Genomic DNA, 11706 nt, shown 5'->3' on the forward strand with positions numbered 1-11706 from the left:
CGAATCAGCTGTTAACGCCGGGTAATGAACGCATCCGAATTCATGATCGCGCTGGTCACCACTGTGCGGGCAGCCAGTACTGATAAATCATTTTTTCGGCCAGCGCGATACGTTCCAGAATTGAGCCAGCCCGCCATTTTGGCCGGATTTCGCTTAAACTTCTCGTATTCAGATTGATACAAACGTAGCAATACGTCCATTTCCCGCGCTATTGGACGCTGCCCTGTTAAAAGACGATAGCAGTACAGGATTTGCTCTTTAGGAGATTCATTCCGCACTGCCACCCGTTCAGCCACCACGCGAGCTGCTTCTACAAACTGAGGGTCGTTGAGCAAAATCAGCGCCTGTAAGGGTGTGCTGGTTTTCTGTCGCTGAACGACGCAGTAACTTCGGGATGGCCCATCGAAGGTGTTCATGGATGGTGGCGGATTCGTACGTCGCCAGAAGGTGTATAAACTTCGTCGGTACAAACCTGTACCCGTATCTGGTTTATAGACAGCATTATTTACTGCCCACAAACCCTCTGGTTGATAGGGTTTCACGCTTGGCCCACCAAGTTTACGGACTAACAAACCACTGGCCGCCAACGCATTGTCACGTACCATTTCGGCCGTAAGCCGGAACGATGGACCACGAGCCAGCAACGTATTATCGGGATCTTTACGCAGTAATTCGGGCGTAGCCTGCGACGACTGGCGATACGTTAGCGACATAACAATCAGTTTTTGCAAAGCTTTCACATTCCAACCGCGAGGCAGTTCCGAAGGCGACATAGCAGTTGGCTTCCGGAACGTAACGGCCAGCCAGTCGAGCAATTCCGGGTGGCTGGGTATTCCGCCCTGATTACCGAAGTTATTCGCATTCTTTTGAAGACCCGCCCCAAAATAGTTCTGCCAGTATCGGTTCACGATGACCCGCGCCGTGAGCGGGTTATTGGGATGCAAAAGCCACTGCGCCAATCCTAGCCGGTTCTTCGGAAAGTTTTGAAAGGATAATACACTGGCCGGAGCATCTGGGTGGACTTCGGGGCCGTGTGCATCATATACTCCTCGCTTGAGCAGGTACGTTGGCCGGCGCGTTTTCATTTCGTCCATCACCATAATTTCCGGAATAGTATCTACGTAACGGTTCCGTTTGGAACGTAGCGCTTGCAACGTAGCGGCTTGCTCCTGATACGTTTTCGAGTAATTTGCTACGTAGTATTTCGCCAGGTCAGGTATAGAAGACGAAGGTAACAAATTTGTACCGCCCTGATTTTGCACGAGTTGTGCTATTTCGGGCGCTGTCAATTCGCGGGTGTAGATGACCAGTTCATCCATTTGCCCGTTTTTGAAACCGGCCCCGCGCATGTCGGCTCCCAGTTGCAGACCGGGCTGCTCGCTACCGATCAGGTTTTCCTTGCTGAGCAGAATGTCTTTGTAGAGATTATCTTTTTCAGTAAGCATTCCCGCTTCCCTCCCATCAACGTAGAGCCGCAGGCCATTGGCTTTGCTAGAGCCATCATACGTCATCATCAGATGCACCCATTTCTCCTTTGGGAGTGTCTGCTGACTCACCCGAACAATGCTGTTATAGGGCCAGGTGTGCGCCATCAGCAGCTCGGCCCGACCGTCGCGCAGGTTCAGGAAATAGCCCCGGAAATTATAGAGTATATCGCCCATTCCTTTGTGAAAAATCACCCCTTTATTCAGGTCTTTCGGGATGTTGACCCACAAACCCACCGAGAACGGCTGTGACCGGTTGAAAATACCGACTTTACCAAGCTTCAATACGTCGTCGCCGTTCGACTGGAAGGCTTTACCCAGCTTGCCGGGAACCAGCTTCGGTTCTTCGACTTTCCCTTTGGCTTTGGACGATACGTTATTGATGAACTGATTATCAACAAGTTTATCAAACGAATAATGTGCCTGTAGACCTTTCTTTACATCAAACGTTGGCGTTTTGCTGGCCGACGTTTGCCAGTTGGTAAAAGCCGTTTTTTCTCGTTCGGCAGTCTGACGTAATGCAGTTTCACTGGCTTTAATCTGGCCGTCCAGAAATGTCAGCAAACTATCCTGTTTTTTCTCCGTCAACAGCATCGTAGGAACCGGCATGGAGTTATCCCAGGAAATCTGACCGGCTTCGTCGATGTTGTTGAAAAAAGCGAACAGCGAGTAATAATCTTTCTGTGAAATCGGGTCGAATTTATGATCGTGACAGCGGGCACATTCGACCGTCAGGCCCAGAAATGCCGTTCCAATCGTATTCGTTCGATCAGCTACGTACTCCACCCGGAACTCTTCATTGACAATGCCGCCCTCCATGTTCTGCGAGTGGTTGCGATTGAAAGCCGTAGCCAGTCGCTGCTCTTTCGTGGCATTTGGCAGCAGATCGCCAGCCAGTTGCCAGGTCGTAAACTGATCGAACGGCATGTTCTGGTTAAATGCCTTGATCACCCAGTCGCGCCAGGGCCACATTGGTCGGTAGCGGTCGACTGTGTATCCATGCGTATCGGCAAAGCGCGCTGCGTCCAGCCAGTCAACAGCCATTTTCTCGCCGTAATGCGGAGATTTCAACAGCCGATCCACCACTTTTTCGTAGGCATTCGGTGAATGGTCAGCCAGAAAAGCGTCGATTTCCTCAACGGTTGGTGGCAGGCCCGTAAGATCCAGCGTAACCCGACGTAGCAGGGTTTCTTTATCCGCTTCGGGAGCGGGTTTGAGTCCTGCTTTCTCCAGCGAATTAAGTACAAAAAAATCAATCGGATTTTTGGGCCAACCTGCGTTATTAACCGTTGGCAACGTAGTAACTTCAGGTTTAATGAGGGCCCAGTGCTGTTTATATTCGGCCCCCTGCTCAATCCATTTCATCAATAATGCTTTCTCATAAGGCGTCAGAAACCGATTCGACGCGGGGGGAGGCATCATTTCATCAGGATCGGTGGCAATCAGTCGGTAATACACTTCGCTGGCGCCCAGGTTGCCCGGTACGATAGCGTGTTTTCCTATTGAATTTTTCAGGGCGGCATAGGCTCCTTCTGGAGTAGCCAGTTCAAGGCCACCTTTCTGAACCGCTTTATCGGGCCCGTGGCAGAAAAAACATTTGTCGGATAGAATAGGCTTTACGTGCCGATTGTAATCGATGGTTTCGGGTAACTGGGCGTCGAGTCGAGCGATTTCGGCTGGTTTTTCAATACGAGTACACCCCTGCCAAATCAGGCTGACGCAGATAAGCCAATTCAAGCACAACCAGTACGTTCGATGCCGCCATATCCGCATATTGACTGTTTACGTTTGCTTTTGTCGGGTTAATTATTGTCTGTTTCCCGGAAATAATAGACACAAATATAGTTGCTTTGGATGAAATAGACCGGAATAGCAATAGGTAATTCACCTGATTAGCAACAAAAACGCCGACCATTTCTGACCGACGTTTTTATTTATACTATCAAATACATACCACGTAGCACACTACGGGAATTTCGGAAATTTACTGAAATCCGGCTTGCGCTTTTCCAGAAAGGCGTCTTTACCTTCCTTGGCTTCTTCTGAAAGATAATATAGCAACGTAGCATCACCAGCCAATTGCTGGATACCTGCCTGCCCGTCGAGTTCGGCGTTGAAGGAGGCTTTGAGCATACGTAGCGCGATAGGGCTTTTCTCCAGCATTTTGCGGCACCAGCCTATCGTCACTTCTTCTAACTGATCGAGCGGTACTACCTTGTTAACCAATCCCATATCCAGTGCTTCCTGCGCATCGTACTGGTCGCAGAGGAACCAGATTTCGCGGGCTTTTTTCTGACCAACGATACGTGCCAGATAACTAGCTCCGAATCCACCATCAAACGAACCAACTTTAGGGCCGGTCTGCCCAAAACGAGCGTTTTCGGCAGCAATCGTCAGGTCGCATACTACGTGTAATACGTGCCCTCCTCCGATGGCGTAGCCAGCCACCATCGCCACAACAGGCTTCGGAATGCGTCGAATCTGCATTTGTAAATCCAGTACGTTCAGGCGCGGCACTTTATCTTCTCCAACGTAACCACCATGCCCCCGAACCGACTGATCTCCGCCCGAACAGAAGGCATCTCCGCCCTCCCCGGTCAGAATAACAACGCCAACTCGTTCGTCCTGACGAGCCAGTTCCATGGCTTCCGACATCTCCCTGACTGTCAGCGGGGTAAAGGCGTTCCGTTTATGGGGGCGGTTGATACTGATTTTGGCAATTCCGTCGTAATAACTAAACAGAATCTCCTGATATTCTTTAATCGTTTCCCAGGGGTAATTGCTTTGCATATTTAATGAGTGAAAGAGCAACTTTAAAGAGCGAAAGCGTGACTGAGTGAAAGAGCGAAGTTCCAGTGCCATTCGCTCAGTCACGCTTTCGCTCTTTAAAACTACTCATTATATGAAACTTCGTGATACTCCACATCCCACGTATGGTCGGCCATCATGCGGACGGTGGCGAGACAACGCTCGAAAGGAAATTTGCGTCCCCATTCGTTTGGTGCCACCATGGATAGTACGTCCTGACCGTTTTTGCGGGTATAGAAATGATACGTTTTGCCCACTACTGGCTCAAAGCTCATCTGAGCCGCGTAAATCCGCTCCGAAATTTCAACCCGGTGCCGGATGGCCGTAGCCTGTTCGGCCAACAACTGCATTTGTTTGTAGAGCTGGCTCAACTGCATGTCGGTCTGCTCGCGCATGGCGGCAACGGCCCGACCGGTGATTTTGCCTTTGTCTTCGGGCCGAATCACGGCCCCTCCTGCTGTGTGTGCGTAGGCCAGCAATCCTGGCGCATCCGCAACTTTATCCGGCGAAATCGGATTGATGAAAACTTTCGCTTCTTCCATTTTTGTAAATTGGGGTTACCGCCCGGCGAACGTAATGTTCGCTGTCGTTGAATGACAAAAAATTTATCTTTATACCGAAATTCGACATAGAACCACAAAAATACGCGAAAACCGCTATGGAAACCAGTTTTTCCTCCCTCGATAAGTCCACGATGCCACGACACAAGTTTTTCCGTGTTCTGGGTACTGGCATTGGCGCACTCCTCTTAACTGGTTCAGCATCAGCCTGCACCCCGGAAGAAAACCCGATAATTGACACGACGGACGCTGTCCAAAAAATTGATTTTACGCTACGTCTGGACGATAATGCAAACCAGAATCTGAAAACAAAAGGCGGCTACGTAGTAGTAAACAACATCATTGTTGCTCAGACGAACGACGGAAAATTTGTAGCAGCTTCCTCAAAATGCACGCACGATAACACCCTTTTGGTGTATCGACCGTCCGCCAATGAGTTTTATTGCGCTCTCGATCTTTCCCGTTTTGATATAACCGGAAAAGTAATAGCTGGCCCTGCCACAAAAGCACTCACGCTTTACAACATCGATTCCAATCTAACCGCTGGTACATTACGCGTTCATAATTAGCAGTGGGCAAAGGGCGTTGGGGATAGAGTAGAAAATGTACCCATACCCATTGCCCATGCACTCTGCCCCATGCCCCATGCCTATCAAACTGAAGCCCAGGAATTTTGTCAGTCCTGGCTGAGTGGTCAGACGTTGTTTACGCTTCATACATCGGGCTCTACAGGTACACCGAAGCCCATTCAGCTTACACGAGCGCAGATGCAGGCAAGTGCCCGTCTGACCGGGAGAACGCTTGGTTTACAGGCGGGTGATACGTCGCTGGTTTGTCTGAATATTCGCTACGTTGCTGGTATTATGATGCTCGTTCGTGGGTTGGAACTGGGGTTATCCATGACCATCATCGAGCCATCCAGTAATCCACTTGCCGACTTCGACCCGACTAACGTAGCGTTTGACTTTACGGCGCTGGTGCCGCTTCAACTGCAAACAATTCTGACCCAGACGCCCGAAAAACTGCCTATTTTGAACAGAATGAAGGCGATTTTGGTGGGTGGTGCAGCTACCAGTCCGGCGCTGGAAGAAGCGTTGCAAGTCATTACGTCTCCGGTTTATGCTACGTACGGCATGACCGAAACAGTGTCGCATATTGCCCTTCGGCGGCTGAATGGCCCTACCGCTACGACCGTTTTTACGGCATTGGAAGGTGTAGAACTAGGTACTGATGATCGAGAGTGCCTGCACATTCGGTCGGCGGCTACAAATTTTGACCTTATTCAGACGAACGACGTAGTGGAACTAATTGACGCTACGCATTTTCGACTGCTTGGACGTGCCGATACCATCATTAACAGCGGTGGCGTAAAAATACAGCCCGAACAGGTGGAGCAGATTATCAGCAACGTACTAGGTCAGGCGGGTTTATTCTGGCGTGTGCTAGTTGTTGGTCGGCCAGATGCCTTACTGGGCCAGCGAGTTACCGCACTCTATGAAGCTACAGAATTCGCCAGAACGGCGTTTTTTGACGAAGAGAACGTAGCACAGGCCATTCGCCAGCAGCTTGGAACATACGCGGTTCCGAAAGAATCCATCTTCTTACGTACTACCTTTGTGGAAACGGCAACTGGCAAAATCGACCGGAAGGCAACCGAAGCCACAGTTTTTTCCAGGCCACAATCCTGACCCGTTTCCTAACGTATGTCTTTCCAACGTCTCCAGATTCGCTATCAGACGGCGCGCTCATTGCCAGCGCCTTACGCTTATTTTTATACCCTTAGCCTGACATCGGCAGGCGCTAGCGGCCTTCAGGTCGAACTCGCTATTACGTATCCCGACCGCGAAGACATCGACGACGATGAACTGATTGCCGAAGGTTTCACACGCGACGACGATTTTAGCTGGTCGGGCCAATTGCCCAAAGTCTGGCTGGAAACAGTTGCTGCGTTAGTGACGAAAACGCGCCTTCGCCCCCTGAACGAAGATGAGCTGGGCGAAGATGATGATTTCTGGGAAATTACCGTCGATACGCAAGGCAAAGAGCAACAAAAAGGCGCGCCCGCTAATGCTGATCAATGGCAATATCTGGTGCAGGAGCTGATACAGGCCGCCTACGAAGTCATTGGCCGCGAACACCCGTTTCACCTGACGTACCTGGACCTAAACAGCCGTCGGAGCGATACGAAACTGGATCTGACAGCCTCTTTTGTAGATCGTAACGTTAGAATTGTCAGTAATTTAAATGGTCAGGAACGTAGTAAAACGATGCCCTGGGCTACGTTACAGAAGCTAATGGGTCAGGTTTATGAACACGATTATGATCCTGAAGAAGCCTTATTAAAACGCCCGAAACGCGATGGTCAGTGGCTAAACCTGGGCGGTGAAGAATGGTATGATATCAGCGATTTTCGAAAGCTGATCAATCAATTAACTGACCTGCTGTAAAGGCGTTACGTGTTCGCAAATTCCAGATTTCAGCAGTCGCCATTCCGTCGACCTGCCTGCTACGTTGCTGAACGGCCAGTCCTGATTCGTTCATAATGGCTTGCCAGTCGGCTAGTTGTTTGGTTTCGATACGTGCCGTCAGTCGGAAGAAACGTATCATTAGCCACAAAAGCCCTTTTTGCCACCGACTATTGGGTTGAACAAAATCTGTTACGTGCCACTGTCCATCTGGTTTCAGTACGTTGCGGAGTTGGGGAATCATTCGGGAACGTAGCGTTTCTTCGGTGAAAAGGTCCAGCAAAAAAGGGGTCATCACTACGTCGTAACGTTCATCAGATTGCAGCGTCTGCTCATCACCAATCCTGAATTCCACCGAGCCTATTTGTCTGCTCTTTATGATACGTCGGACTGCCCGATTAACCATCTGGCGCGAGGTTTCGAGGTATAATACCTGTCGAGGCTGACAATGCATTAACACCTGTTGAAGTAGCCAGCCTGTTCCACCACCAACGATTAAAATGGACGCATCAGCCGGAATCTGATGAAGCCAGACCACCTGCGCACGCTGAAGGCGTCGACCAAAAACCAACGTAGCCAACGCATCATAAACCGGCGCAACCAGATCGAAACCATCAAACATACTATATGATTTATGAAGTATGATGTAGAATACATGATGGATGTTTCCTGCTATACATCCTATATCATACTTCATACATCACATTTATTCTCCTTCTGCCATAAAATCTTTATAAAACGGGCATTCCTGAAGCATTTCCGAGTGGAAAGCGGATTTTGTGTGATTGGTCAGGTAGTCGGTAAAATCTCTGGAAAATTTCGACTTACGTATCGTTTTCATCTTTTTCACAAAAGTCGAATCTTCCTCGTAGACGTAGCCGTTCCGAACTTGCTCAATCGACTGTTGCATTGTAAACGCGTTGGCTTCACAACGAGCAGCCATATACGCCGAGCGGTCAGCCAGAGCTTGTGTTTTAGCTATTTTGACCGATTTCTCGAAGTAGTTTCGGGCGTAGGTCGTTGTGTAGTAATCGGTTTGGGCAAGTGCTTCGAACCGTTTCTGCTTCGCCGTCGGGTCGGTGGGGAGGTCGTAGAGGGAAAGTTCAGCACCACTCCAGTACGATTTAGCAACGAGCCAGGCGTTTCCGTACCAACTCAGATTCCAGGCACCACAACCCAATTGATAATACAGTTCGGCGGCTTTATCGCCTTTTGCGGCTTTGGCCTGTTGTTCCAGTTCAGCCATTTTTCGGACAAACGTTACTGGCGAGTATGGGTTCTCATCCACTTCGGCCGGGAAGTTCATGTTTTCAGCAGGATCACTTAATTTGGGCATTTTCACGGCAAATGGGTTAGTCTGGAAATACATCGAGAAGTTTCCATCATCCCAAACTTTGGCATCTACTTTGGCAAATGCCTCAGCCGCTTCGGAGTATCGATGATCCATGATCAGCCGACGGCCCAACAGCAAATTCAGATCATGGGTTGTCAATCTCGATAACGCAATCAACCGCTTGTCGAAATCAGATTGATTTCCCTGATTGGCGTAGGCAATTACGGCCTGAACGGTAGATACCCGAACAGTATCTTCAATGTAGCGCGGATCGGCCGTGCTGGCGAAATAGGTTTCGGAGCCGGGTTGCGACGTAAGCATCGTCATCAGATAGGATTTGGCCTGACTGGTTCCGTCTACTAGTTCTGTTTTAGGCCGACTACAACCTGATAACCAGCCGGTTTTCGCGTCAGCTTTATTCTGGTAAAGGTCGGCAAAGCGCTTGCAGACGGATACGAAGGCGTTGTTCAGTCGAAAATTACCGGTGCTGTCAAATTCTTCCAGATACGTTATCAGTTTGTTTTCGACTTCGGGCGTAACATTTTCAGTTTGAGCCGCCAGCAGAAGCATTTGCTGTACGGTTATCTGTGTTTTCAGAACTTTATTAGAAGTCGATGCCTTTTCAGCCTGCTCCAGATGCGTTTGGGCGGCCTTGTAATCTTTCACGGCGTAATCCAGATAAGCCCCCGCTGTGTACCAGTAAGCGGCATTACCAAGCTCCTTATTTTCAGCCGATTCGAGGGCAAACGTTCGTAGCTTCTCAAAATAAGGAGTGGATTCGGTTTTTCGACCTTCGAATTGCGTCGAATCTGGGTGATGCGGCAATCCATAATCAATAAACTCCTGTGCAGGTTCGAAGAAATAATACTCGTTTCGATTGATTTCCCGCGCCATCACCAACTCGACCAGTGGATTTTTAGGTGCCAGATGTACCAGCGATTTCAGCAAATCCAGCCCATCCTGCCCTGGCTGAATGGCGCATAACGCATAAACAGCCGCCCGTTCGGTGTCGTTGGTGGCGTATTGCAGCGCGTCTTCCCGGAAATGAATCCCGTATTTACGAAGGCTCAACTCGGCGGCTTCCCGTCGCGAAGGGCAACGGGCAAACACCTGCGCAAACTCGTAAATAGCCCGCGACGTATCGCCCAGCGCCAGCGATGCCCCCGCCCGACGACTCAGTGCCCAGTCGCTGATGAAGGTTTTCTTTGGTAAGGGTTTCACCAGTTGGTCGAAGAGTTGAGAAGCCTGTTTAAAATCACCGATCTGGCTGGCCAGCTTCACCGCCTGAAACGCGTATCGTTCTTTCAAAAAACCATCGCTCGTCGTTTGATACGTTGTTTTGGCCTCTTCAAGCTGCTGAGGCAGTCTGGCGCTATCGACCGGCGTAGCGGCTGCATCCCACGGACTACTCTGCCCGTTGTCGGTCGACCAGGCAAAATTCAGGTACGTAACGGCGGGGGCTGACAGTTTCGATTTCAACGTATTGACTGCCGCTGCGTCTTCTGCATACAAGGCTTTGCTGACAACTTTTTCCGGTACGTTTCCGTCCGCATAGGCCGCCCAGGCCCGTACGTTTTCATCCACTACAAGGGTGTCTTCCTCGGACGCTACGTCCCATTCGGTATCAGCGTAGAGTTGGGGTGAAAACATATAGCGCTTGTCACCCGGCGACATGGTTGCGGATTCAGGCATGAAAAAACTCATGAACTCGCTCGGGTCGAACGAGGGGCCGCAGGCAAGGCCAAGCCCTACGGCTATTGTGAGAAACGGTTTACGGAAGCGGACGAAAAAGTGTCTGAAGGATTTCACGGGAATAAGGTGCTAAAACAAGTGAATCAAGATGGTATAAAGCGAACGTAATGGGTTGATTATCCAGCTTTTGGAGTAATTGTTCTTTAGCCGTCAGCAACGCCTGATGAGAAACAGCTTCGGCCCGAAACAAGTCGCCCCGACGTACCGAAAACCCAAACGCTGACGTATCGTTTCGGGCTACAAATCGGTTAGTATCAGGAAGGGCATTCAGGAATGTTCGGTTGGCCAGTTCGTTTCGGTCGATGTTATTCAAAAACGTCAGGAAACGTCCGTTGCGATATACGACGGTCCAGCGGAACAGCGGTAACACTACATCGAGCGGCAACGGATACGTAGCGACAAACGATACGTATTGACCAGCTACCTCCGCGTCGTAAATGGAGTTGCGGGTCGACGGATTTTTCCAGTCTGCTACGTTGTAGAGCATCAGCATCCCCCGCGCTACGGGCGGAATGCCAGTCTGATCCGTATATTTTACCTGATGAAGTCGGATGGTGGCCGAAATAGGGCAGTTGAGCTGGTTACTGAGCAGACGTAACAATTTAAAATACCGGTCGCGGGTGCTCACGCTCCAGTCACAGTCGAACTGAACTTCTTTGAATGTAATCGTTTGTTTTTGAGCAATCTGGCGAATCATTTGCGTTACGTGACCAGCCAGTTCGGATAGGGCAGCAGGCGTAAGCAGCGTGAGCGTCCGATTGGTGATGAATACCACCGGCACTACGTTACCCATTGGTTTTTGGGCGAAACGTAGCAGTGCTTTGGGTATTGGCTGACGGGTTTTCGGGTCCCAGTCGACATCGAAAAAATGAACGTATAGCTTATTGACGTTCAGTCGCTTAATTTCTTCTATTTCAGACTGAGTTGGGTTGTACGTCGCTTTCCAATGGTAAAAAGCGGGCGTAATCGGGATAGCCGATTCTGTGCTACGTTGCTCCGACGATTGACACGCAAACAGCCCCATCCCGATCAGGAAATAAGCTATGATACGTATAAATCGACCTCGCGACGTTTTCATTCGGGGCGAAAATACGAATCTTCAACTTCTGGTCCTGAAAGACTTCTCAAGCGGTTGATTACGTCTGCTGGCTTAAAAGCCTTTTTGTCATGCTGACGAAGGAAGCATCTTAAGGCATCCAAATTTGAGGGTAAGGAAATCTTAAGGGATTAAGCAAATATTTTAGTGTATTTTAGAGGACCTTTCATCTCCTCTGCCATGCTCAAAATTACACTCACCGCTGACC

Annotated in this window: 10 protein-coding genes; 3 read left to right on the forward strand and 7 right to left on the reverse strand. The window is 49.7% G+C overall.

Features of this window, described 5'->3' with window-relative positions; genetic code table 11:
- Positions 1-11 precede the first annotated feature (11 nt).
- The 4 genes from IC229_RS15135 to IC229_RS15150 form a co-directional block, all read right to left on the reverse strand.
- Positions 12-3221 (reverse strand): DUF1553 domain-containing protein, encoded by a 3210-nt coding sequence (locus tag IC229_RS15135; protein WP_223834003.1) that lies wholly within the window; start codon positions 3219-3221, stop codon positions 12-14.
- On the reverse strand, positions 3169-3399 hold the full coding sequence (locus tag IC229_RS15140) for a hypothetical protein (RefSeq protein WP_190887831.1): 231 nt from the start codon (positions 3397-3399) through the stop codon (positions 3169-3171). The genes IC229_RS15135 and IC229_RS15140 overlap by 53 nt, the downstream gene beginning before the upstream one ends.
- A 50-nt stretch (positions 3400-3449) precedes the next feature.
- Positions 3450-4274 carry a 1,4-dihydroxy-2-naphthoyl-CoA synthase gene (gene menB / locus IC229_RS15145; RefSeq protein ID WP_190887832.1) on the reverse strand — a complete coding sequence of 275 codons (825 nt, stop codon included), beginning with the start codon at positions 4272-4274 and terminating at the stop codon, positions 3450-3452.
- Between the two features lie 101 nt (positions 4275-4375).
- Positions 4376-4834 (reverse strand): DUF2452 domain-containing protein, encoded by a 459-nt coding sequence (locus IC229_RS15150; RefSeq protein WP_190887833.1) that lies wholly within the window; start codon positions 4832-4834, stop codon positions 4376-4378.
- Between the two features lie 116 nt (positions 4835-4950).
- Here IC229_RS15150 and IC229_RS15155 point away from each other — a divergent pair, with 116 nt between their 5' ends.
- The 3 genes from IC229_RS15155 to IC229_RS15165 all read left to right on the forward strand — a co-directional run bounded on the left by IC229_RS15155 (position 4951) and on the right by IC229_RS15165 (position 7299).
- A complete protein-coding gene (locus tag IC229_RS15155; protein WP_190887834.1) occupies positions 4951-5421 on the forward strand; it encodes a QcrA and Rieske domain-containing protein in 471 nt (156 codons plus the stop codon).
- Positions 5422-5490: 69 nt separating this feature from the next.
- A complete protein-coding gene (locus tag IC229_RS15160) occupies positions 5491-6540 on the forward strand; it encodes an AMP-binding protein (protein WP_190887835.1) in 1050 nt (349 codons plus the stop codon).
- 15 nt (positions 6541-6555) lie between these two features.
- Entirely contained in the window at positions 6556-7299 is a 744-nt protein-coding gene (locus IC229_RS15165) for a hypothetical protein (RefSeq protein WP_190887836.1), read from the forward strand.
- On the opposite strand, the gene IC229_RS15170 is transcribed toward IC229_RS15165, so the two are convergent.
- The 3 genes from IC229_RS15170 to IC229_RS15180 all read right to left on the reverse strand — a co-directional run bounded on the left by IC229_RS15170 (position 7274) and on the right by IC229_RS15180 (position 11480).
- Positions 7274-7939: a class I SAM-dependent methyltransferase gene (locus tag IC229_RS15170; protein WP_190887837.1), complete on the reverse strand. Its 666-nt coding sequence runs from the start codon at positions 7937-7939 to the stop codon at positions 7274-7276. The two genes, IC229_RS15165 and IC229_RS15170, sit on opposite strands and share 26 nt — an antisense overlap.
- Positions 7940-8023: 84 nt before the next feature.
- Entirely contained in the window at positions 8024-10459 is a 2436-nt protein-coding gene (locus IC229_RS15175; protein ID WP_190887838.1) for a tol-pal system YbgF family protein, read from the reverse strand.
- Complete coding sequence (locus IC229_RS15180; protein WP_190887839.1) at positions 10422-11480, reverse strand: hypothetical protein; 1059 nt, start codon at positions 11478-11480, stop codon at positions 10422-10424. Before IC229_RS15180 ends, IC229_RS15175 begins: the two co-directional genes overlap by 38 nt.
- Between the last annotated feature and the right edge of the window lie 226 nt (positions 11481-11706).

The organism is Spirosoma profusum (assembly GCF_014699005.1).
GTDB classification, from domain to species: domain Bacteria; phylum Bacteroidota; class Bacteroidia; order Cytophagales; family Spirosomataceae; genus Spirosoma; species Spirosoma profusum.

Excerpts from the sequence above, each read along its gene's own strand:
- IC229_RS15160 (WP_190887835.1), top strand. The coding sequence starts at position 5,491 with ATGCCCCATGCCTATCAAACTGAAGCCCAGGAATTTTGTCAGTCCTGG.
- menB (WP_190887832.1), bottom strand. The coding sequence starts at position 4,274 with ATGCAAAGCAATTACCCCTGGGAAACGATTAAAGAATATCAGGAGATT.
- IC229_RS15150 (WP_190887833.1), bottom strand. The coding sequence starts at position 4,834 with ATGGAAGAAGCGAAAGTTTTCATCAATCCGATTTCGCCGGATAAAGTT.
- IC229_RS15140 (WP_190887831.1), bottom strand. The coding sequence starts at position 3,399 with ATGGTCGGCGTTTTTGTTGCTAATCAGGTGAATTACCTATTGCTATTC.
- IC229_RS15165 (WP_190887836.1), top strand. The coding sequence starts at position 6,556 with ATGTCTTTCCAACGTCTCCAGATTCGCTATCAGACGGCGCGCTCATTG.
- IC229_RS15155 (WP_190887834.1), top strand. The coding sequence starts at position 4,951 with ATGGAAACCAGTTTTTCCTCCCTCGATAAGTCCACGATGCCACGACAC.
- IC229_RS15180 (WP_190887839.1), bottom strand. The coding sequence starts at position 11,480 with ATGAAAACGTCGCGAGGTCGATTTATACGTATCATAGCTTATTTCCTG.
- IC229_RS15170 (WP_190887837.1), bottom strand. The coding sequence starts at position 7,939 with ATGTTTGATGGTTTCGATCTGGTTGCGCCGGTTTATGATGCGTTGGCT.